We start from the raw sequence: 23,441 nt of genomic DNA, 5'->3' as shown, positions 1-23,441 counted from the left end.
TTTGGGCTTTACAATTTAAAAATCTTAGTCACTTAGAAACTTAGCGACTTAGTATCTTAAAAATTAAACAATTGCTTTCACAACTGCTTTTGGTGCTTCTTTACGAGTTCCGTCGAAACCATCTACTCCTGAAACTGTTGTATATTTTAATACGTATTTTTTACCTGGATTGATGATTTGGTAAGCCGCCTGACACATTAAAGTGGCTTCGTGGAAACCACAAAGAATCAATTTTAGTTTTCCTGGGTACGTGTTTACGTCTCCGATCGCGAAGATTCCAGGAATATTGGTTTGGTAATCTAAAGCGTTGTTTACTTTGATGGCGTTTTTCTCGATTTCTAATCCCCAATCTGCAATTGGTCCTAATTTTGGCGTTAATCCGAAAAGTGGAATAAAGAAATCTGTTTCGATTTTACGGTGTGCGCCGTTTTCTTCAATGTCTAATGATTCAACGTGCTCAGCACCATTGATTCCGATAACTTCTGCCGGAGTAATTAATTTAATTTTTCCTGCAGATTTTAGTTCCTGTACTTTTTCTACCGAGTCAAGAGCTCCTCTAAATTCGTTTCTACGGTGAATTAAAGTTACTTCTGAAGCTACATTGGCCAGGAAAATACTCCAGTCTAAAGCTGAATCTCCTCCTCCGGCAATAACAACTCTTTTATCTCTGAATTTCTCTGGATTTTTGATAAAGTATTTTACTCCTTTATCTTCATAAAACTCGATATCTTCAATAAGTGGCTTACGTGGTTCAAAACTTCCTAAACCACCTGCGATAGCAATAACCGGTGCGTGGAATTTTTTTCCTTTATTTGAGGTTACAATAAAACTTCCGTCTTCTTGTTTTTCGATGGTTTCAGCACGCTCACCTAACGTATAACCTGGCTCAAATTGTTTGATCTGCTCCTGTAAGTTATCAATTAAATCTCCTGCCAATACTTCTGGGAATCCTGGAATATCGTAAATAGGTTTTTTAGGATACAATTCTGAAAGTTGTCCTCCCGCTTGTGGTAAAGCGTCTAGGATGTGGCATTTTAATTTTAGCAATCCTGCCTCGAAAACGGCAAATAAACCTGTTGGGCCTGCTCCAATTATAAGTATATCTGTTTTAATCATTAGGTTGTTGTTTATAATCATTCTTAATAATACAAAGAAACGAATAATTTATTCTAATTTCAATGATTTTTATCATTCATTTCTGTGCTGTTTTCTACTCTTTATTTTTTAATGAAGCGGTTATTTCGTTCATTTTCTTAACCTTGTCTTCAAAATCACCTTTTAGGGTTTTCCTGTATTCATTGAGATTTTCGACCATTTTATTGATATCCTCAGGTATTACTTCTTCGAAAAATTCTCTTAGCCTTTTGGCTGTTGTTGGTGATTTTCCGTTGGTCGAAATGGCAATTTTTACATTTCCTTTCGTTACGATTCCGCCTAAATAATAGTCACACAAATCGGGTGTATCGGCGATATTGCAAATCAAATAACGCTTTCGGGACAAATCGTACACTCTTTTATTGACTTTTAAATCATCGGTACACGCGATCACCATATGGCGCTTTTTGAGCATTTTCTTTTTGAACTTCGCTTCCGTCAATTTTATCGAAGGATGCTTTTCGGCTAAAACTCTAATTTCTAAATGAAAGTCTGGCGCTACTACCTCAACATTGGCATTCGGACTTGACTTTAATAAAAAAGAAAGTTTTTCTAACCCAACATTTCCTCCGCCTACAATCAACACGTTTAGATTGTGGAGCTTTAAGAATATCGGATATAATTCGTTTTGTTCCATTTTAATTTTTTTTCATCTAAATCAAAATTAGATGATTTTTATCTTTATCGAATTATTTCATTTGACAAAAACTCTTCGTAAATCATCGGGTTGAAACCCGACGCTACAATATATTTCACTCCTACGGAGTTTTATCGAATTATTTCATTCGACAAAAACTCTTCGTAAAATCCTTTTAGTTTATTGCTTTCGCTAACCACTTCTCCGAGAACAATAATCGCAGGTGAACTTAGTTTTTCCTCTTTTACAATTTCTAAAATTGAATCTACTGTTCCAACTCCAACCTTTTCTTCGGCTGTAGTTCCGTTTTGAATAATCGCTACGGGAAGATTTCCTTTGTTTTCATTTTGAAATAAACTTACAATCTGAGGCAGTTTGTGCATTCCCATCAAAATCACAACGGTTGCTGATGATTGTGCTGCCAAAGCCACATCTGAAGATAATTTTCTATCAGAAGTAGTTCCTGTAATCGCCCAAAAACTTTCTGAAACGCCTCTTTTTGTAATCGAAATTCCCTGACTCGCTGGTACTGCAACTACTGATGAAATTCCGGGAACTACGACAGTTTCAATTCCGAAACTCTCTGCAAATTCTATTTCTTCGCTTCCACGCCCGAAAATAAAAGGATCGCCTCCTTTTAATCGCACCACGTTTCCGTATGTCAACGCATTATCAACAATCAATTGATTGATTTGGTCCTGCGTGTAAGCGTGATTGTTTATTTTTTTTCCCACAAAAATCCTAATCGCATTTTTGGGAGCATAATTTAGTATTTCTTCGTTTGCCAACGCATCGTACAAAACCACATTTGCTTCAGCCAATGCTTTTACGCCTTTGAGCGTAATCAGATCCGGATCACCTGGACCAGCTCCGACTAAAGTTATTTTGGGTTTTATTGTATTATGCATTTGCTAATTCTTGTGCTCTGTATTTTTCTATGATATCAAAAAAGGCAATTCCTTCCTGAATGTATTGTTTTGCAAATGCTTCTGAAGGCTCTACCTGATTGATTTGATAAACCAATTCTCTGAAAGTTGATGCCAATTGAATTTTTCTGCTTTCAATAAAAACTTTGTCAAATAAATCTACAATACCTGCATGGTTATTTGTTTTTTCGTTTTCAGAAAGTAACAATGCTTTTGCACCATTTACAAATCCTGCGTAAGCGTGGTAAATTGCATCTGACCATTTATTTTCATCAAATGATTCTTGTGCGAAAGTCAATTTATCTTTTGCTTCTAATAATAAAGTCGCTACTAAATCGATCACAACACCAGCACATTCCCCAACTCCAACTGCTTTTACATAATTATCGGCATTACCCCAATCGATAAAATCAGCTTCTGTTAGGTTGGTTACATCTGCGAAAGGTTTTAAAATTTCGTAAAAATATTTCTCTCCTTTTTGGTCGTAATAATTCAGGAATTTTTGTCCGTTTGCATTCGAATCAAAATCATTTAAGATGGTACGTAATGCATCTGGTCCTCTACGGCTTGGAATTTTGATTACTTTATCTGCAAAACGACCTTCGCCGTTTCCTAATCTTCCGCCACCCAATAAAACCTGCAACGCTGGCGCTACTAATTTTCCTGAGTTGATAGACATTCCCTGAAAACCAATAGCCGACATATTGTGCTGCCCACAAGCATTCATACAACCCGAAATTTTAATTTCGATCTCAGTATTGTTGCTATACTGCGGGTATTCTGCTTTGATTACTCTTTCTAATTCTTCAGCAATTCCGGTACTGCTTGCAATCCCCAAATTACAAGTATCAGTACCTGGACAAGCTGTAATATCTCCAATAGTATTGTACCCTAAAGCTACCATTTCTAATTTGGCTAATTCCTGATAAAAGAAAGGAAGATTCTCTTCTTTTACGTGACGAATTACAATATTCTGACGCAATGAAAAACGCAATTCATTTGCTGCATAATTCTTAATTAAATCAGCTAATAATCTGGCTTTATCAGTATAAAAATCGCCTAATAAAACTTTGATTCCGATTGCGTAATAACCTGTTTGTTTTTGAGCAATTACATTCGATTTTTTCCATGCTTCATACGCTGCTGTATCTTCAATCGTAACCGAAGGAGCTGTTTTTAAAGGTTCTGGAATTGGTGCATCAAAAGCAGTTGTGTCAATTTCGTAAGTTTCAAAAGCGATGGCTTTTTTCTCTTTTTCAACTAAATCAAGGAAAACATCTCTTCCCATTTCTTTGATTAAGAATTTCATACGCGCTTTCATTCTTTTCGCACGCTCACCATATCGGTCAAAAATACGGATGATTCCTTCTGCTGTTGGAATGATTTGATTAACCGGAACAAACTCTGAAAGTAATTCGGCATGAGCTGGCTGTGAGCCTAAACCTCCACCAAAAACTATTTTGAATCCACGTTGACCATCTACAATTTTCGGAATAAATCCTAAATCGTGTAAATAACTCAAAGCAGTATCTTCATCAGATGATGAGAACGAAATTTTGAATTTACGTCCCATTTCCTGACAAATAGGATTTCTTAATAAATATTGAAACAAAGCGTGTGCGTAAGGCGAAACATCAAATGGCTCGTTTACATCTACACCAGCTAATTCGCTTCCTGTAATATTTCTTACGGTATTACCACACGCTTCACGCAAGGTAACATCGTCTTTTGCTAATTCTGCCCAAAGCTCTGGTGTTCTGTCTAAACTCACATAGTGAATCTGAATATCCTGACGCGTTGTAATGTGCAGACGTCCCGTAGAATATTCATCAGAAACTTTAGTGATACGCACTAATTGTTCGCTAGTCACTTTACCGTAAGGCAATTTGATACGAATCATCTGAACGCCTTCCTGACGCTGTCCGTAAATTCCACGCGCTAAACGAAGACTACGAAAACGCTCATCATCAATTTTTCCTCCACGGAATAAATGAATCTTTTTTTCTAAATCGATAATCTCTTTCTGAACTACCGGATTTTCTATTTCTGTTCTAAAACTTTCCATTTTCTTTTAGTTTATAGTTTATGGTTGGTTGTTTATGGTTGGTTGTTGGCAGCATAACTATCAACTAAAAACCATAAACTATCAACTATCTAATGAAACCTACTCCTGCTGTTGTATTGGTTGCTGTATCAATTAAGATGAATGCTCCGTTTGATTTATTGTCATTGTACGCATCAAAATATAACGGTTTGCTTAATTTGATGGTTACTTCTCCAATTTCGTTGATCGCTAATTGCGACGCTTCTTTTGTTCCTGAATAGTCCGTTGAGATTGTATTTTTGATACTTTCTACTTTCGCTAAAACCGAATTTGTATTGTGCTGAACGATATATTTTGTTCCTGCAACCAACTTTTTGCTGTCCATCCAACAAACTGTAGTTGTGATTTCTTTTTCAATTTTTGGAAGCTCCGATGATTTTACAATCATATCACCTCTGGTAACATTGATATCATTTTCTAATTCGATGGTAATCGAAGAACCTGCAACGGCTTCATCAAATTGTTTGTCAAAAAAGTGAATCTTCGTTACTTTTGATTCTGTTAAAGAAGGTAAAACTGTTACCGCATCTCCAACTTTAATAGAGTTTCCGTATAATTTTCCGGCGTAACCTCTAAAATCATGGTATTCTTCTGTTTTTGGACGAATAACCGTTTGAACCGGGAAACGAGCTTTTCCTGCTTCAAATACATCCGAAGAATGTAATCCTTCTAAATGTTCTAATATTGTTTCTCCTTCATACCAAGGCATTTTTCCTAATTTATCCACAACATTATCTCCAGTTAAAGCACTTAACGGAATATAACTTACGTTTTGCTCCTTAAAAGTACTTTTTGCATTTAATGCCTGAAAATCAGCTTTGATTTTATTGAAAACTTCTTCAGAATAATCAACCAAATCCATTTTGTTAATCGCTACAATTACCTCTTTTACTCTCAATAAATTATTGATAAAAAAGTGACGGTACGTTTGCTCGATAACCCCTTTTCTAGCATCAATTAAAATAATCGAAACCTGAGAAGTCGAAGCTCCTGTAACCATGTTTCTGGTATATTCTACGTGACCTGGAGTATCGGCAATAATGTAACTTTTCTTTGCAGTCGAAAAATAAATATGCGCCACATCAATCGTGATTCCTTGCTCTCTCTCTGCTACCAATCCGTCAGTTGCCAAAGAAAAATCAAGATAATCATATCCTTTTTGCTTGCTGCTTTTCTCGATTGCTTCTATTTTATCAGTTGTCAATGATTTTGTATCATACAATAATCTTCCGATCAAAGTACTTTTTCCGTCATCTACACTTCCTGCTGTTGCTATTTTTAAAACTTCCATTATTATGAAATTGTATATTGTAATTATTGTAAAATGTATATTGTATTGTTGTAAAATGCTCACTGTAAAATCACTTTTTACAGTGTACATTTATACATTATACAATTCTAAAAGTATCCTTGTTGCTTTCTTTTCTCCATGGCAGCTTCAGAACGTTTGTCATCAATTCTGGCTCCTCTTTCAGAAATTGTTGATTCTCTGATTTCTCCCACTACTTCCTGAATAGTTGCAGCATAAGAATCAACAGCAGCTGTACAAGTCATGTCTCCAACGGTTCTGAAGCGAACAATTCTTTCTTCGATTTGTTCGTCTTCTTCCTGGTACACAAAAGGAGAATGTGACCAAATTAAACCGTCTCTCAAAAAAACCTTTCTTTTATGCGAGAAATAAATCGAAGGAATTTCGATATGCTCTTTCTCGATATAACTCCAAACATCTAATTCTGTCCAGTTTGAAATTGGGAAAACACGAACGTTTTGACCATTTTCAATTTTACCATTCAAAATATCAAATAACTCTGGACGCTGATTTTTCTCATCCCATTGACCAAAATCATCACGAACAGAGAAAATACGTTCTTTAGCTCTTGCTTTTTCTTCATCACGACGCGCACCACCAATACAAGCATCAAATTTAAATTCTTCGATTGCATCTAAAAGTGTGATGGTTTGCAAGCTGTTTCTACTAGAATATTTTCCGGTTTCTTCAACCACTTTTCCCTCATCAATAGCATCCTGAACATTACGAACGATTAATTCTAATCCTAATTCTTCAACCAATTTATCTCTGAAAGCAATGGTTTCAGGAAAATTATGTCCTGTATCAACGTGCAAAAGAGGAAATGGAATTTTTGCCGGAAAAAATGCTTTTTGCGCCAAACGTACCAATGTTATAGAATCTTTTCCTCCAGAAAAAAGTAAAACAGGTTTGTCAAACTGCGAAATTACTTCTCTGAAAATGTATATTGCTTCACTCTCTAAAGCGTTTGTTTTTAATACTGAACTCATTGTGTTTTTTTGTTTCAAGTTTCAAGTTTCAGGTTGCAAGTTTTGTGGTGTACTCTGAAATTTTCAACTATTGTTTTATTCTATTCTCTTGTCTCTTGCTTCTATATTCTTTGTTCTATTCTCTTTATTCTTTCTTAGCGCTGTGCAAACCACATTCTTTATGACTTGATTCCCACCACCATCTTCCGGCTCTTATATCTTCGCCTGGAAAAATTGCTCTTGTACAAGGTGCGCATCCTATACTTACGAAACCTTTTTTGTGCAGGGCATTTTGAGGAACATTATTTTCTTGCAAATAGGTTTCAACTTCTTCTAAAGACCATTTTAATAATGGATTGAATTTGATAATTTCGAAGTTGGCATCGTATTCAAATAAATTCAAATCTTGTCTGTTTTCTGATTGTTCGGCTCTTAAACCGGTAATCCAAACTGCATTTCCTGATAACGCTTTTCGTAACGGAACTACTTTTCGAATAAAACAACATTCTTTTCTATTTTCAACCGAATCATAAAAGCTATTTGGTCCTTTTTCTTTCAGTAAATTTTCTACCGCTGCTGCTTCTGGAAAATAGACTTCGATGGGCCTTTTGTATTTCTTTAAAGTCTTATGAAAAACATCATAAGTCTCCTGAAACAATCTTCCTGTGTCTAAAGTAAAAATGGTGATATCCGTATTACTTTTTGCGATAAAATCAGTAATCACCTGATCTTCCTGCCCAAAAGAAGTCGAAAAAACTACTTTCTCAGGATATTCATTCGCTAAAAAAACCAATGTCTCTTCTAATGAAAAATCTTTTGTTTTTTCTAATAATGATGTTATTACGGATTGACTCATTTTTTATTTTATTTAAAAATCCATTACCCTATCGGCTTAGTAGATTACAATGCAAAATTAATACTTATTTCTAAATAACAAAACAATATTTCGTTTTTTTACATATCAAATTGAATTTGTTAAATCGAAAAAAACAATACAATCAAAAAAACACTTAAAAACACTGTAATTCAGACTTATAAACCCAACTTCATCAATAAACAATTATAAAACTTTTTTAATCTCTACATAATCCATAGGATTATTATAAAATAGTTGTTATTTTTGCCCAAAATATTTTTTTATGGATTTTCAAATTGGTTTAGTCATTGCTGGTCTGGTAGTTGGTTTTGTTGTTGGTCTAACAGGTGTTGGCGGCGGTTCTTTAATGACACCCATTTTATTATGGTTTGGTATTCCACCTACAACAGCAGTTGGTACAGACTTATTGTACGCAGCTTTTACCAAAATGGGAGGTGTATTTGTTCACCACCGCAAAAAAAATATCAACTGGTCCATCACTGGATGGCTAACATTAGGAAGTGTTCCTGCAGCAATGCTTACCTTATATATTCTGCACAGCATCAAAACCGATATAACTACCATAAATTCCGTTATAAAGTACAGTTTAGGATGGGCTTTACTTTTTACTTCTGTAGCGATTTTATTTAAAAAGAAATTATTGAATTTTTCTCAAAAACATGCTGGAGATAAATTTCATAGTGAAAGCAACACACAAAACGCATTAACAGTAGCAATAGGCGTAATGCTTGGAGCTACTGTAACCCTAACTTCTATTGGTGCAGGAGCGTTAGGTACGGTTACCTTATTTTTTCTCTACCCCTTATTACCAACACCACGTTTAGTTGGAACCGAAATTGCACATGCAGTTCCGCTAACTCTGGTTGCTGGTTTAGGACATGCTTCTATGGGAAATTTAGATTTAATCCTTTTAGGTCAATTATTAATGGGATCCCTACCAGGAATCTACTTAGGAAGTATGTTAAGCGGAAAAGTTCCTGATTTAATTTTAAGAAACGCTATTGCTGTAATGTTATTCTTTGTAGGCTATAAATTGATATTTTAATTTATTAAAAAGCAATATCTGCCAAGGAATTACTCTCAAGAATTTTAAGCGTATTATCCCTAACCTCAGTCATTAAGCGACGAGCTGCGCAATTAGCTTCGTCATCACAGTCGTCACATTTTTCATAAAAATTATGGCTTGCACATGGCAACAACGCAATTGGGCCTTCGAGAATGCGGTACACATGAGCCATACTAATCTCTTTTGGGTCTTTGATCAAGTAGTAGCCTCCGCCTTTTCCTTTTTTGGCACCCAGAAATCCAGAATTTCTAAGTAATAATAAAATACTCTCTAAAAATTTTATCGAAATATGTTCGCTCTTAGCAATTTCGGCAATTTGCACAGGTTCATTATTCTCGCGTCTTGCCAAAAATGTTAAAGCTTTTATTCCGTATTTTGTTTTCTTTGAAAGCATTAGCTAATTTTAGATTTTAGATTTTAGATTTTAGAAACCCAAATCACATTATAATGAATCATTATTTTATAGTACGAAACTACTAAAATTAATTTAAACTAATTCATTTATTGAATATTCTGACTGAACGAAGCTTAATTCAAATAATTATTTAAGCTTCATTCAGATGAACAATTAATGTTTAAACTTCTGCTTCCTGAACTCCAATTAATTGAAAATCTTTAAACAATTTTAAACTTTCATCCAAAGATTTTTTCTCAACTACATAAGTCTCAGTTATGGAATCATGCCATCCTCTACTCCCTAAAAAAGACAATCCATCAAAAGGAATCAGACGACATAAACTTCTTTTAAAAGCTGATCCGAAATTTATTTTTTCCCCATTTTCATCAACAACAATAGTTCCTGTTATTAACTTACCTACCGATCTTCCCAAAAAACCTTCTGTCAAAGTATAATAGCTAACTAACATCACAATTCCAACCAAATTCCATCCTAAATCCCCCAGACCAGACATCCATTCTCGTATGCTTTCCATTCCTAAAGCAATCAAGATGCCTAATACAATTCCGAATGAATACATTGCAATTAAAAAAACAATAATATCGATAATATAATTTAGAAATCTTTTTCCTGTTGAAGCTAATAACGTATCATCAAGAATGTAAGTAGAATTACTCATGTTGTAATAGGTTTTAAGTTTATAATTAATAGTTTATAGTTTTGGTTATTAGACAAAAATATACTTTTTACTTAAACAAATCCTAAAAAAATAACGATTTTTAACAGTATAAAAATTACAGTTAAAAATCGTTATTAAATTATAATCTAATAGCTAAAATCAGAAATATAAAATTCTAAAATGTCTAAGAAAGTGCCTGATTCAAATCGGCTATTACGTCTTTTACATCTTCCAGACCTACAGAAACCCTTACTAAACCTTCGGTAATTCCTACTGCTAGTTTTTCTTCAACAGATAATTTACTGTGAGTTGTAGATGCCGGATGAGTTACAATAGATTTTACATCGCCAATATTTGCCGAAAGTGAACATAATTTTATTTTATCCAAAAATGCTCTTCCTGCTTCGATTCCGCCTTTGATTTCAAATGCAATAATATTACCGCCTGAACGCATTTGTTTTTTGGCAATTTCATATTTTGGATGCGATTTCAGGAAAGGATATTTCACACTATTTACATTAGGATGACTTTCTAAAAACTCGGCTACTTTCAAAGCATTTTCGCAATGTCTGTCAACACGAACGGCCAAAGTTTCTAAACTTTTAGATAAAACCCAAGCATTAAAAGGCGACATTGCTGGGCCCGTATTTCTTGAAAAAAGATATATTTTTCGGATCAATTCTGCTTCTCCAACAGCAACTCCACCTAAAACACGTCCTTGTCCATCCATTAATTTGGTAGCCGAATGCACGACCAAATGCGCGCCGTATTTAATAGGCTGCTGCAAATATGGTGTTGCAAAACAGTTATCGATTATCAAAATCAGATTGTGTTTTTTTGCAATAGCTCCCAAAAGCTCCAAATCAACTACATCTACACCAGGATTTGTTGGTGTTTCGGCGTATAAAATTTTGGTGTTTGGCTTGATGAAACTTTCGATTGTTTCTGGTTTGTTAATATCAAAATAAGTCGTTTCGATATTCCATTTAGGAAAATAAGTCATAAACAACGCGTGCGTCGAACCAAAAACACTTCCTGCAGAAACGATATGATCTCCCGAATTTAGCAAAGCTGCAAAAGTCGAATAAATGGCTGCCATTCCGGTTGCAAAAGCATAACCTGCTTCGGCACCTTCCATTGCACAAACTTTATCTACAAATTCAGTAGTATTCGGGTTGCTAAAACGGCTGTAAATATTGCGTTCTTTTTCTTCTGTAAAAGAAGCTCTCATATCCTCGGCATCTTCAAATACAAAGCTCGATGACAAATATAATGGCGTCGAATGTTCCTGAAATTGCGTTCTGTCTAAATGGGTTCTGATGGCTTGTGTTTCAAAACCAAAATCTTGTTCGTTCATTTTATTTTTTGTTTTAAAGAGCTATTTCACAAAGATTCACAAAGTGAACACAGAGTCTCACCAAAGAAATTTAAAGCGTTACTTATTAAAAAGCTCTTCATTATTTATTAGTTAACCAAGAATTATCTAATTCTCTAATTGACTCATTTTCTAATTTTCTAATTCCACTCCGTTTACTACAACTTTGTATTTTATGGTCGCCGTTGGTTCAACCGTTTTGGCAACTGAGCAATATTTCTCGAAAGAAAGCTGCGCGGCGCGAACTGCTTTTTCTTCGTTGATTGTTCCTTCTAAATAAAAAACCACAAAGATTTCTTTAAAAGGTTTTGCTTCACCTATCTGAACGCGTTCGCCTTCTACCTCAGCATTAAAAGAGGTAATTTCCTGACGTTGTTTCTTCAAAATCGAAATCATATCAATTGCGCTGCATCCTGCAACTCCCATTAATACTAACTCCATTGGGCTTGCGCCTAAATCGCTTCCACCAAATTCTGCTCTGCTATCAACATCTACTACATGTCCACGCTCATTTTTTATTTTAAAATGAAAAGCGTCGTTTACTCTGTTTAATGTTACTTTCATGTTTTTTTTCTTTTTTTTAATTTTTATCCGCAATCTTGTCATTTCGATTTCTATGATAAAACCAAATCTTTTTTCAGGAGCTAATCCCGCTATCCGTTTCAATCTTTTGTGGCGAACCCCGCCACAAAAGGATTTCCACTTCTATCGGGGCTAGGAAATTCGTTTTCAAAAGAAAGTTATCGGCTAGTTTGTCATTTCGAGGGACGAGAAATCTCCGTGAGAAACTCGACAAAGATTGTCTTCCCATTGCGGAGCTGCTTACGGAGATTTCTCGTCCCTCGAAATGACAAACTGCAATTGATTTAGAAATCTGAACTCTAAATTCTAAAATCCTTTTTAACCTTTATCCGATAATCTCAAAATATCTCCAAAAACTCCTCTCGCTGTTACCGCAGAACCTGCTCCGGCACCCTGAATTACTATTGGACGATCTCCGTAAGATTCTGTGTAAATTTCGAAGAAAGAATCAGAACCTTTCAATCCGCCTAAGGCAGTGTCTGATGGCACTGAAACTAATTTTACTTCCAGATTTCCTTTGTCATTTTGTAAATCTCCAGATAATTCACCGATGTATCTCAATACGTGATTTGGTTTTTGATCTGCTTTTATTTTATCGTAAATTGGGTCGAATTCTTTTAGTTTGGTTAGGAAATCAGCAACATTTCCTTCGCGTAAATGCTCTGGAATCAAGTTCTGAATCGAGATTTCTTCAAACTCATTCTGCAAATCTAATTCTCTAGCCAGAATCAATAATTTTCTTCCCACATCATTTCCGCATAAATCCTCACGCGGATCTGGTTCTGTGTATCCGTTATCAATTGCTTCTTTCAAAATTTCGCTAAACGGAACGTCTTTCGCAGAGAAATTATTAAATAAATAACTCAAAGTTCCGGAGAAAACTCCTTTAATTTTAGTGATATTTTCACCCGAAAGGTGTAATAATTTTATGGTATCAATCAATGGTAATCCAGCTCCAACATTCGTTTCGTAAAGATAATTCTTTTGATTATCCGTTAATGCTTTTCTTAGTTCTTTATAAAAACCATAACTCAATGTATTGGCTACTTTATTCGAAGAAATCAAGTCGAAACTGCTTTCGACAAGCGGAATATAATTTTCTACAAATGTTGCACTTGCTGTGTTATCGATCGCAATTAAATTTTCTAAATGATACTTGTCTGCGTACTCAATAATATCTTTTATCGTGTACTCTGCACCATCTTTTTGAATGCTATTTTTCCAGTCAGCCGTTACGCCATTTTTATTTAAAAGTAGTTTTTTAGAATTCGCTATGGCAAAAACATTCAGCTTAATGCCTTTACGTTTTTCAATCGCTGCTGCCGATTCTAAAATCTGATTGATTAAGGTTCCACCAACCAATCCATGCCCAAAAATCGCAATATTGATTTTTTTAGAAACACCAAAAATCTCTCCGTGAATTACGTTTAGTGCTTTATTCAATTCTGATTTCTTCACTACCAAACTCACGTTTTTACCGGTAACCGTGTTATTGAACAAAATCGGAACAATTTTGTTTTTAATTAATGCGGTGTAAGGCTTATGAAAAGTGCTCAAATCCTGACCAATAATCGAAATAACCGAAACATTATCCGTTACCGTAATTTGATTTACATCTTTTGAATAAAAGTCATTTTCGAATTCTTTCTCCAATTCAACCATCGCCAATGTGGCTTTCTCAGTCGCTACCACAAGTCCAATTCCTCTTTCTGAAGATCCTTGCGAAATGATACTAACACTAATATTATGATCGCCCATAACCTTAAAAATTCTGGCATCAATACCTGCTTTTCCAAGTAATCCGCGACCTTCAAGATTTACAAGGGAAACATTCTCCAGAACCGAAAGTGTTTTGATTCCTTCTTTTGCAGCATCTGAAGTGATTAAAGTGCCACGATTTTCATGATTGAATGTGTTCAAAATTCGAAGCGGAATATTTTTTTCCAACAACGGAATAATCGTTTTGGCATGCAAAATTGTCGCTCCAAAATTGGCCAACTCGTTTGCTTCATTAAACGATAAATATTCAATTTTTTTAGCATCTGCCACTAAATCCGGGTTTGCTGTATAAATTCCGTCAACGTGCGTAAAGTTCTGAAGTTCTTCTGCGTTTAAGTAATTCGCAATTAGCGAAGCCGTATAATTACTCCCGTTTCTACCTAAAGTAGTGGTGTCGTTATTGTTGTTTGAACCTATGAAACCTGTTATAATATTAACTGTTGATCCGTTATGTTCTTTAAAATAATTGACAACATTTTTCTTTGAAAGTTGTTCCAAAGGCTGAGCATCTCCAAATTTAGAGTCGGTTTTCAGTAATTCTCTTGAATCTGCGAAATTGGCCGGAATGCCTTTTTCAACCAAAATAGCGGTCAATAATTTAGCCGAAAGCAATTCTCCTTTCGATAAAATCTGATCTTTTATTTTATTGCTGTAATCACCAATCAGGCTTACTCCTTCAAAAAGTTTGTCTAAAATGGTAAACTCTTCAGACAAATCAACTTGTGGATAATCTGAAACCTGGTAAACTTTAAAATTTTCTAATAATCTTTTATAATCACCGTTTTTGGCCGCAATTTTCAGAATATATTCTAATTCATCTGTAGCATTTCCACGTGCCGAAACTACTACAGCAATTTTTTCTCCCTGTTGTACTTTATCTGTAATTATCTGGACAACTTTGTTTAATCCTTCTCCGTTTGATAATGATTTACCTCCAAATTTTAATATTTTCATTTTAATTTTTTATTGTTTCTGCCTTAAAAATATCGGCAAGTAAATGATCTAATTGTTTGTACTCGATTAAAAAAGCGTCATGTCCGTGTACCGAATCTATTTCGCTGTAAAAAACATTTTCTTTGAACTTTTTTAATTCTTCGAAAGTTTCCCGATTCTCTTTTGCTGTAAAAAACAAGTCCGAATTGATTCCGATAATGTGAATCGCTGCTTTTGTTTTTGTTATTAAAGTTTCGAAATCCTCTTTATTTCTGGTAATATCTATGGTTTTGAGCAATTGGTTCATGAGTTTATAAGAAGCCAATTGATATCTTTTTTGTAATTTATCTCCGTGATGCGCCAGCCAGCTTTCGATATTGAAAATATTCAGATTTTCGTTTACAGTACGTTGAAATTTCTCTTTGAATGATTCGGGAGAACGGTAACACAACATCGCGTGAATACGGGCATCTTCAATAGGTTTTGATGAATTATTCAGAATTTGTTCCTGTAGAAAACAATTGGCAATCATCCAGTCAGTCGATTTCCAGTCGGTCGCAATCGGGATTAAATGTTGGGTAATGTTAGGTTCTAAAGCCAGCATTTCCCAGGCAATTCCTCCACCAACAGAACCTCCAATGATGGCGTAAACCTGCTCCACATTCAAAGCTTTAATTCCCTGAAGAAAAATTTTAGCTACATCCCGAGTGGTAAAATCCTGATAATTTTCGATTACGAAAGTATCATTTCCATTACCTGGAACGTTGAATGATAAAATGGTGTATTGTGTAGTGTCTATTGTTTTTCCTTCGCCAATTAAGTCATTCCACCAGCCATTTTCACCGGTTACCTGAGCATTTCCGGTTAGGGCATGATTGACCAAAACAACTGGAGCTGTATGCAACGGCAAGCCAAAAAGTGCAAAACTTAAAGGCAAAGTAGGATATGATGCACCACTTTCGGTGATGAAATTTTGTATAATTATAGGGTTTGGTATATTTTCCAATTTCAAATCTGTTGTATTATTTGATTTGTATCTGGAAATATTAGAAAGAAAAAACTAGCAGGAAACTAGAAAAATTCTTGTTGTTATCTTTCCACGTTTGGGCGTGGTAGAATGCAGCACCTTCTTCGCTTTACCGAAGGGTTGCTAAGGATTCATCGGGTCTAATCCCTCGTCCTTTCTTTATAACATTTCAATACGTTTCTGAACTTAATGGTGCAAATTAACTACTATTTTCTTAAACAAACAAATTTATCTCAACAGTTTGTTTTGTTTCTTATTTATTTATGAATCCAAAAACCAGTGTACGCAGAAATTTACCGAACAATTTGCCCAGTAAATTTAAGTAGGTTTGCCCCTATTGTATGATGTCTTTTGATTTAAATAAAAAGATTTTCATTTTCTTTTGAATACATCAAAAAAAGTAATGAGTTGGGCGCTTTTGTTTGCGCATTTTTATCTCCTGTAGCTGTTAACCCAAATCTAGGGTGAACCAATTCATTTACTGGCGGCGGCAAGTTATTTACTTTTGTCCTAAAATTTCTGATTGCAGAAAATGTTCTTGAGAAGTAGTTTAATGTTTTCATAAGTACGTTAGTTTAGTGGTATTTATAAATGTGTTATTGTGTTAAGTTTATTATTAATTTATCTTTTTGTTAAATCAAACCAATGAAATAAAAAAACCCTTTTGATTCTGATATCAAAAGGGTTTAAGTTATAAACTCATTATTCTTTTGGATATCAACAGACGCATACGCAAATAAGCGCGACGTTAAACATCTGGTTCATCTGTAATTTCTTCATCTGTGATTTATCTTTTATTTTAAAAAATTCCTGCATTTCTGTAAATTTAAAAAGCCTCCCATTTGTTTTTGGGAGGCTTTGCTATATTAAATATTGTCTGACAATTTTTAAGCAATAAACGACCCAACGGTTTTATCCGAAATGGCATAACACATCTTGTTGACATTTAATTGTATCTGCATCATTATAGTAGCTTTTGGGTTTAACAAATATGCAAATAATTTTTTTCTTACACAAATGAATTTCAATAAATTAATCCTAAAAATCGACAAAAAATACATTTTAACGTTAAAAAACATCTTACAAAAACTTCTGCTTCTATAAATAAGGCAAAACTTACGAGTTTTTTATACTGATTATCTTTAAAATTATCTCCACAAATCAATTTATCAAAGAACTTTTTAAGAAAAAAAATTACCCTTAGCAAAACTCACGTCACTAAAGGCAATTTTTCAAACAAAAAACAAAAAAAACTAATTTTTAAGACTGTATTGCGACTGTGTAACACTTTCGAAAACCTTTTTCAAATCATCAATTAAATCGTCTATATCTTCGATCCCTACAGAAAGTCGGACCAAATCCTTTGAAACTCCCGTTTCCAGCTGTTCCTCGTCAGACAATTGCTGATGCGTGGTGCTTGCCGGATGAATAATCAATGATTTTGTATCGCCAATATTCGCTAAAAGCGAAAACAATTTGGTTTCATCAACCACTTTTTTGGCCGCTTCAAAACCGCCTTTTAATCCAAAAGTGATGATTCCGCTTTGTCCTTCTGGTAAATATTCCTGAGCCAGATCGTAATATTTATTCGATTTTAATCCTGGATAATTCACCCAAACCACCTCATCTTGTTTCTCTAACCATTCGGCAAGAGCCAAAGCATTTTCGCTGTGTTTCTTAATTCGGATTGGCAGAGTTTCTAATCCCTGAATAATTTGAAAAGCATTAAACGGACTCAAAGCCGCTCCAAAATCACGCAATCCTTCGATTCTCACTTTAGCAATAAAAGCCGCATTTCCTAATGCTTCATGATAAACTAATCCGTGATATCCGGCTGAAGGTTCTGTAAATTCAGGGAATTTTCCGTTTGACCAGTCAAATGTTCCGGCATCGATAATAACGCCGCCTAATGAGGTTCCGTTTCCGGAAATATATTTGGTAAGCGAATGAATTACAATGTTTGCCCCATGCTCAATTGGGTTTAATAAATAAGGTGTTGCTACCGTATTATCTACAATAAAAGGCACTTTGAAGTTTTTGGCCTGCTCACCAATTGCTTTCAAATCCAGAACATCCAATTTTGGGTTTCCTAAAGATTCTACAAAAAAAGCTCTTGTGTTTTCTTTGGCCGCTTTGGTAAAATTCTCAGGTTTCGAAGGATCAACAAAAGTTGTCGTAATTCCTAAACGCGGTAAGGTCACTTTTAATAAATTATAAGTTCCGCCATACAAACTGTTCGAAGCTACAATATGGTCACCTGCTTTTAGCAAAGTCAGGAAAGTGGTCGAAATAGCCGAAGCTCCTGATGCCGTCACTACAGCTCCAATTCCGCCTTCGAGCGAAGCCAGTCGTTGCTCCAGCACATCGTTTGTCGGGTTATTTAATCGGGTGTAGATAAAACCCGCTTCGGCTAGACCAAATAAATTAGCAGCGTGGTCTGAGTTGTTAAATACATACGATGATGTTTGATAAATTGGCACTGCTCTTGTTCCTGCGTTTTTAGTAACATCGTGTCCTGCGTGTAATGCGTTTGTTGCAAATTTTTGTGTACTCATGATTTCTTAGTTTTTAGATATTGTTAATATTTTAAAATTGAGATTAAAATTGACTTTTGATATTGATATTGACTTTTGATATTGACATTGATATTGATTTTTGATATTGCTTTAAATAAAAAGATCTTCTTCTTCGTGGGCATACATCTGAAACAACAAGGAATTTGATCCTCCAGAATGTATTTCACCTTTTAAATGTTTTAGTTTTATAGTTTGGTTTTGAATAAGATTAGCAATTTGTTTTGACGGGTTCGTTCTTAGAATGGACTGAACTATTTTTGAGATTTTATATATGATTTTCATGATTTTAAATTTTTAATTAAGGAAATAAAAAAAGCCCTTTCGGATGGCTACCAAAAGGGCTTATAGTTAGGAAACTATAACAAAGATTTCATCTTTCACTTTCGGCAACAGCAAATTGGGACGCACATACACATCTTACAACACATCATCATTTTATTTACTACTGATTTATTCATTTTTTTTCTTCTCACCATATAAGTCATATAAGTTTATTTAGCTTTTCTTTAAACATAAAACTGATATTATCTTATAGACTTCTTTTGTTTATTTTTTTCTTTTACCATATAAGTCTTATAAGTTCTTTTAGCTTTTCTTTAAACATAAAACTTATATTCTCTTATATGACTTATATGGTTTATTTTTTTCTTTTACCATATAAGTCTTATAAGTTCTTTTAGCTTTTCTTTAAACATAAAACTTATATTCTCTTATATGACTTATATGGTTTATTTTTTTTCGATTTGATTCAAAAAAAAACCTCCGCGAATTGCAGAGGTTTTATTGTTATTTTTAGATTTAAGTACTAAACAATAGCGCGCTCTGCGGAAGTTTCCGACATCATGCAGCACATATTTTTAGCAGTTAAATTCATTTTCTTATTCTTTTGTTTGGCAAATTTGAGAACTTTTTTTGAAACCACCAAACAAAAAGCAAAATAATTTCCATTACCCTATCAGATTAGTATATTATGTTAAATTTATGTTTATAAAATTAAAAAAAACTGAACTTTAATTTGCAAATCAAAATGGTTTCATACCTTTGCACGCGAATACAGAGGAAAAATTTGAACTGATTGCAACCTCTTCATAATGAAATGATTCGTTATGAATACTGAAGATTTTAACTTCAGTAGTAAAAAATGCTAAAGCAGAAATTCTCCTTTAGCCTTTACCAGCAATTGTTTTTCCTCGAATTAATTTTAATTTAATAAATTATTATGGCTTATTTATTTACGTCAGAATCTGTTAGTGAAGGGCATCCAGACAAAGTTGCAGATCAAATTTCGGATGCATTAATTGATAACTTTTTGGCATTTGATGCTGACTCAAAAGTAGCTTGTGAAACGTTGGTTACAACTGGTCAGGTAATTTTGGCTGGTGAAGTAAAATCGAATACGTATCTTGATGTGCAGCAAATTGCCCGCGAGGTAATCCGTAAAATCGGATATACTAAAAGTGAGTATATGTTTGAGGCAAATTCTTGTGGAATTTTATCAGCAATTCACGAACAATCTGCAGATATTAACCAAGGGGTTGACAGAGCTAAGCCAGAAGAGCAAGGTGCCGGAGACCAGGGAATGATGTTTGGTTACGCTACAAACGAAACCGAAAACTTCATGCCATTAGCACTTGATTTATCGCATAAATTATTGCAGGAATTAGCTATTTTAAGACGTGAAAACAAAGAAATTACCTATTTGCGTCCTGATGCAAAATCACAGGTAACTTTAGAATATAGCGATGATAACAAACCAACCCGTATTGATGCGATTGTTATCTCGACACAACACGATGATTTTGATGAAGAGGCTACAATGCTGGCTAAAATCAAAAAAGACATTATCGATATTTTGATTCCAAGAATCATTGCAAAAAATCCGGCTCACGCTCATTTATTCAATGATAAAATCAACTACCATATTAACCCAACAGGAAAATTCGTAATTGGAGGTCCTCACGGAGATACTGGTCTTACAGGAAGAAAAATCATTGTTGACACTTACGGTGGAAAAGGAGCTCACGGTGGTGGTGCATTCTCTGGAAAAGACCCAAGTAAAGTAGATAGAAGTGCTGCTTATGCAACGCGTCATATCGCTAAAAACTTAGTTGCTGCAGGTGTTGCTGACGAAATCTTAGTACAGGTATCGTATGCAATTGGAGTGGCTGAGCCAATGGGAATCTTCATTGATACTTACGGAACTTCAAAAGTAAACTTAACAAACGGTGAAATCGCTAAAAAAGTAGAAGCGATCTTTGATATGCGTCCTTACTTTATCGAACAACGTCTTAAATTAAGAAACCCAATTTATAGCGAAACTGCTGCTTACGGACACATGGGACGTAAACCAGAAACGGTTACTAAAACGTTCTCTGCACCAGGTGGAAACGAAAAAACAGTTACTGTAGAATTGTTTACATGGGAAAAACTTGATTTTGTTGACCAGGTAAAAACTGCTTTCGGATTGTAATTCAATCTAAAACATTTATATACAAAAAGGGCTTTCTAAAATTTTAGAAAGCCCTTTTTATTGGATAAAAGAAAACCTTAATACGTTCCGTTTTGCATTTTTTCCAGAACCTCTTTCATATCAGCTAAGGATAATTCATCTACAGCTTCTACATATTTTAAGGCTTGCTCCTGTGTTTTGATGGCTTTTTCTTTTTGGCCATCTAAATAATACAACTGCGCCAGCGTGTCTAAATAGTAAGGGTTATTTTTATTAATCACCAAACTATATTCCGACCAATTAATGGCATTTTTAAGGAAATTTGCATGCTCGGGTTTTACCACTACCGACCAGGCACTTTCGTTGCACATATACGAACAAGTCTCCTTAAAAGAAATCCAGCTGTCGTGATACCCTTCACTGCCTGCATCCATACTTTCCAGCAGTTTGTCTAACTGTTCAAAGGCGTTACCATTTTCTAAAGATAAAAATTGCGTAAAAAAAGGATCAAACTCCTTCAAATAATCAGAGTCGATTTCGCTTGTGGCTGACACTGATTTCAAATAGTTTAAATAGCTTTTATACGAATTAAAAGTACCATTTCCATTTGCGATTAATTTCTTGTAAACACTGGCTACCTTTTTCTGATCTTGTTTCCCGATTTTCTCACCCGTAAATTCACTATAATAATTCTCACTATAAAAAGCTTTCGAAATTTCAGAACTTATATTTCCAACAGCATGAATTTCATCTGTATTCGTGTTAAACGCCTGTCTTTCTGTTTCTATTACAGCTGCGTGTTTTATCACATAATCAATGGCTAAAAAATCAGCATCGTTCAGCACCTTTTCTTCTTTAAAGAGCTGCTTTGTAAATCCGATGTTTTTTATTTCTTTTAAAATAGTTTCTACCAGATACATATTGGGTTTTACATCCTTTTGATGTGCTGCAACCAAATTATACCATCTTTGCGAAACTTCCTTTTTATCCAGTTTTGGAAAATCAATTTTAAAATCGCCCGAATTTTCATTTTCTGCAACTGTATATTGTGTATCATAACTATAGGGCAATTCCAGCGCAGACACTTTATTAAAAGCAGTAATCAAACTGGCATCTGTACTTTTCTTATCTGATATAACTTTATAAAAAGCATAGACAGCAACATTCCGGTCTAAATCTTTGCATACCTGATCTACGTAACTAAACTGATAGCCTTTGCTTTCTAGAGTTGCTTTGGCTTTCGCCAAAATACGCCCTTCTCCATCCAAAATAACAATCGTGGGATCATCTTCTATCGTATTGTTTTTCAACCATTTTTTATCGTCTTTAGAGGCTAAATAAAAATTATAACGATCTAATTCTGGTCTGTAGCCATCATAAAAATTATACCCAACCTGTATTTCCTGATCTTTTATAAAAGTCTCAAACTCCTCTTTAACAGCAATGTTTTTAGCATTCGAATACACCACAAGATATTTACCCGGCACTTTTTTAGTCATCGCAATTGCTTCTTTTAAATTGTTTTCGATTTTCAATTTAAAATCAACTTTTGCAGGCACATCCTCCTGTGAGAGCGGAGGGTAAACAGTCGTATCAACAACAACCTCTGAACCAAAATCATCCTGAATCAAAGGCTCTTTCCCCGGATAGGTCCAATTTGGGATAACCAAAGATTCTAAGGGCATAATTTTAGAATTCGAAACCGAAGTAGAAGCCTCTTTTTCAGATCGAAAAACCAAAGGATTTTTTCCCGCTTTTTCGCCCAAAGTCAACTCGTTCGTTTTAGAATCAAAATACCCACTAATCTTCAAATCTCCCATAAGGTCAGGAGTATATTTTACAGCAACATCATTGATATCCTTTGGCAACGCATATTTTGCAACACTGCCTGCGCCATCATACCCTTCATAAACCAGATATATAAAATCTGATCTTTCAATTTCTACCGTCACATCAGTTTGGTCTGGATTAATATTATAATCAATTTTAATTTTTTGATATTCCACATCCTGCGTTCCGGTTTGTGTTCCTAAGTAAAAAGAATAATACGCATCTATAAACTTAATTTTTACCTTCTTGGATTTTATGCTTTTATCTTTCGAATAAGTCAACTCAAAAACATCAGCCGTTTTTTGCTGATTTTTAAACAACAGCGAGTCGCCTTTTATTTCGTACTCTCCAGAATAGAATACTAATTCGTATTTATTATCATCCAATAAGTTAAGCTTAATTTTTTGGCCCTTACTTGCAGAAATATAAGTTCCTTTTTCAATAGATTTTGTTTGAGAAAAAGAGGTAAAACCTATACAAAATACACTCATTAATCCAAATACCAGTTTTTGCATGTTCAAAATGTTCAACGTTAATAGCAAACAAAGATATTTTAATCCTTTTTAAAAACAAGCCTTCAAAAATTTTATTTCATACAGAAAATACTATAAATTAACTATTAGAGATACTACCGATTTAGTGTCGAAATCAAATTAGGAGAGGCAGCTTACAAGTTCTTTTTCAGCATTTCGACAGCTTCCCTTTTTTTGAGTTTACACAATCTAATGACTACTCCCCTATTTTTAAAAAATTATAATTTTATGGTCAGGCC

The 23,441-nt window shown here is 34.5% G+C and carries 19 protein-coding genes and 1 riboswitch; of the genes, 2 read left to right on the top strand and 17 right to left on the bottom strand.

Annotation, left to right across the window (positions count from 1 at the left end):
* Nucleotides 1–63: 63 nt before the first annotated feature.
* The 7 genes from GON26_RS20325 to GON26_RS20295 form a co-directional block, all read right to left on the bottom strand.
* Nucleotides 64–1,116: an NAD(P)/FAD-dependent oxidoreductase gene (locus GON26_RS20325; RefSeq protein WP_160376606.1), complete on the bottom strand. Its 1,053-nt coding sequence runs from the start codon at nucleotides 1,114–1,116 to the stop codon at nucleotides 64–66.
* A 94-nt stretch (nucleotides 1,117–1,210) separates the two neighbouring features.
* Entirely contained in the window at nucleotides 1,211–1,792 is a 582-nt protein-coding gene (locus GON26_RS20320) for a precorrin-2 dehydrogenase/sirohydrochlorin ferrochelatase family protein (protein WP_160376605.1), read from the bottom strand.
* A 131-nt stretch (nucleotides 1,793–1,923) separates the two neighbouring features.
* Nucleotides 1,924–2,700 carry a uroporphyrinogen-III C-methyltransferase gene (gene cobA / locus GON26_RS20315; protein WP_160376604.1) on the bottom strand — a complete coding sequence of 259 codons (777 nt, stop codon included), beginning with the start codon at nucleotides 2,698–2,700 and terminating at the stop codon, nucleotides 1,924–1,926.
* Nucleotides 2,693–4,783: a HEPN domain-containing protein gene (locus GON26_RS20310; RefSeq protein WP_160376603.1), complete on the bottom strand. Its 2,091-nt coding sequence runs from the start codon at nucleotides 4,781–4,783 to the stop codon at nucleotides 2,693–2,695. The genes cobA and GON26_RS20310 overlap by 8 nt, the downstream gene beginning before the upstream one ends.
* Nucleotides 4,784–4,868: 85 nt before the next feature.
* Nucleotides 4,869–6,113, bottom strand: a complete 1,245-nt coding sequence (locus tag GON26_RS20305) for a sulfate adenylyltransferase subunit 1 (protein WP_160376602.1) — start codon at nucleotides 6,111–6,113, stop codon at nucleotides 4,869–4,871.
* A gap of 107 nt (nucleotides 6,114–6,220) precedes the next feature.
* The gene (cysD, locus tag GON26_RS20300) at nucleotides 6,221–7,120 is read right to left on the bottom strand and encodes a sulfate adenylyltransferase subunit CysD (protein ID WP_160376601.1); all 900 of its coding nucleotides are present in this window, start codon (nucleotides 7,118–7,120) and stop codon (nucleotides 6,221–6,223) included.
* A gap of 124 nt (nucleotides 7,121–7,244) precedes the next feature.
* Nucleotides 7,245–7,955 carry a phosphoadenylyl-sulfate reductase gene (locus GON26_RS20295; RefSeq protein WP_160376600.1) on the bottom strand — a complete coding sequence of 237 codons (711 nt, stop codon included), beginning with the start codon at nucleotides 7,953–7,955 and terminating at the stop codon, nucleotides 7,245–7,247.
* A gap of 283 nt (nucleotides 7,956–8,238) precedes the next feature.
* On the opposite strand from GON26_RS20295, the gene GON26_RS20290 reads away from it, so the two are divergent.
* Nucleotides 8,239–9,021 carry a sulfite exporter TauE/SafE family protein gene (locus GON26_RS20290; protein WP_160376599.1) on the top strand — a complete coding sequence of 261 codons (783 nt, stop codon included), beginning with the start codon at nucleotides 8,239–8,241 and terminating at the stop codon, nucleotides 9,019–9,021.
* A 4-nt stretch (nucleotides 9,022–9,025) separates the two neighbouring features.
* Here GON26_RS20290 and GON26_RS20285 read toward each other — a convergent pair whose 3' ends face one another.
* From GON26_RS20285 to GON26_RS20245, 9 genes are all read right to left on the bottom strand, one after another.
* Entirely contained in the window at nucleotides 9,026–9,436 is a 411-nt protein-coding gene (locus GON26_RS20285; RefSeq protein WP_160376598.1) for an RrF2 family transcriptional regulator, read from the bottom strand.
* A gap of 181 nt (nucleotides 9,437–9,617) precedes the next feature.
* Entirely contained in the window at nucleotides 9,618–10,118 is a 501-nt protein-coding gene (locus tag GON26_RS20280; RefSeq protein WP_160376597.1) for an RDD family protein, read from the bottom strand.
* 184 nt (nucleotides 10,119–10,302) lie between these two features.
* On the bottom strand, nucleotides 10,303–11,475 hold the full coding sequence (locus tag GON26_RS20275; protein ID WP_160376596.1) for a trans-sulfuration enzyme family protein: 1,173 nt from the start codon (nucleotides 11,473–11,475) through the stop codon (nucleotides 10,303–10,305).
* A 150-nt stretch (nucleotides 11,476–11,625) separates the two neighbouring features.
* Nucleotides 11,626–12,057, bottom strand: a complete 432-nt coding sequence (locus GON26_RS20270) for an OsmC family protein (RefSeq protein ID WP_160376595.1) — start codon at nucleotides 12,055–12,057, stop codon at nucleotides 11,626–11,628.
* A 336-nt stretch (nucleotides 12,058–12,393) separates the two neighbouring features.
* The gene (gene thrA, locus GON26_RS20265; RefSeq protein ID WP_160376594.1) at nucleotides 12,394–14,808 is read right to left on the bottom strand and encodes a bifunctional aspartate kinase/homoserine dehydrogenase I; all 2,415 of its coding nucleotides are present in this window, start codon (nucleotides 14,806–14,808) and stop codon (nucleotides 12,394–12,396) included.
* Nucleotide 14,809: 1 nt separating this feature from the next.
* Entirely contained in the window at nucleotides 14,810–15,793 is a 984-nt protein-coding gene (locus GON26_RS20260) for an alpha/beta fold hydrolase (RefSeq protein WP_230407975.1), read from the bottom strand.
* A gap of 80 nt (nucleotides 15,794–15,873) precedes the next feature.
* Nucleotides 15,874–15,982: riboswitch (SAM riboswitch) on the bottom strand.
* A 188-nt stretch (nucleotides 15,983–16,170) separates the two neighbouring features.
* Nucleotides 16,171–16,377 carry a hypothetical protein gene (locus GON26_RS20255; RefSeq protein WP_160376592.1) on the bottom strand — a complete coding sequence of 69 codons (207 nt, stop codon included), beginning with the start codon at nucleotides 16,375–16,377 and terminating at the stop codon, nucleotides 16,171–16,173.
* 690 nt (nucleotides 16,378–17,067) lie between these two features.
* Nucleotides 17,068–18,369 carry an O-acetylhomoserine aminocarboxypropyltransferase/cysteine synthase family protein gene (locus tag GON26_RS20250; RefSeq protein ID WP_160376591.1) on the bottom strand — a complete coding sequence of 434 codons (1,302 nt, stop codon included), beginning with the start codon at nucleotides 18,367–18,369 and terminating at the stop codon, nucleotides 17,068–17,070.
* A gap of 111 nt (nucleotides 18,370–18,480) precedes the next feature.
* Nucleotides 18,481–18,672, bottom strand: coding sequence for a hypothetical protein (locus GON26_RS20245; RefSeq protein ID WP_160376590.1), 192 nt, complete (start codon nucleotides 18,670–18,672; stop codon nucleotides 18,481–18,483).
* A gap of 937 nt (nucleotides 18,673–19,609) precedes the next feature.
* Between GON26_RS20245 and metK the strand changes: the two genes are divergently transcribed.
* Nucleotides 19,610–20,860, top strand: coding sequence for a methionine adenosyltransferase (gene metK / locus GON26_RS20240; RefSeq protein WP_160376589.1), 1,251 nt, complete (start codon nucleotides 19,610–19,612; stop codon nucleotides 20,858–20,860).
* 77 nt (nucleotides 20,861–20,937) lie between these two features.
* Here metK and GON26_RS20235 read toward each other — a convergent pair whose 3' ends face one another.
* Nucleotides 20,938–23,184: a hypothetical protein gene (locus GON26_RS20235; RefSeq protein ID WP_160376588.1), complete on the bottom strand. Its 2,247-nt coding sequence runs from the start codon at nucleotides 23,182–23,184 to the stop codon at nucleotides 20,938–20,940.
* Between the last annotated feature and the right edge of the window lie 257 nt (nucleotides 23,185–23,441).

Source organism: Flavobacterium hydrocarbonoxydans (genome assembly GCF_009789235.1).
Lineage (GTDB): Bacteria > Bacteroidota > Bacteroidia > Flavobacteriales > Flavobacteriaceae > Flavobacterium > Flavobacterium hydrocarbonoxydans.
Note: the sequence above shows the minus strand (reverse complement) of the source record. Positions and strands in the feature narration are given on the sequence as shown.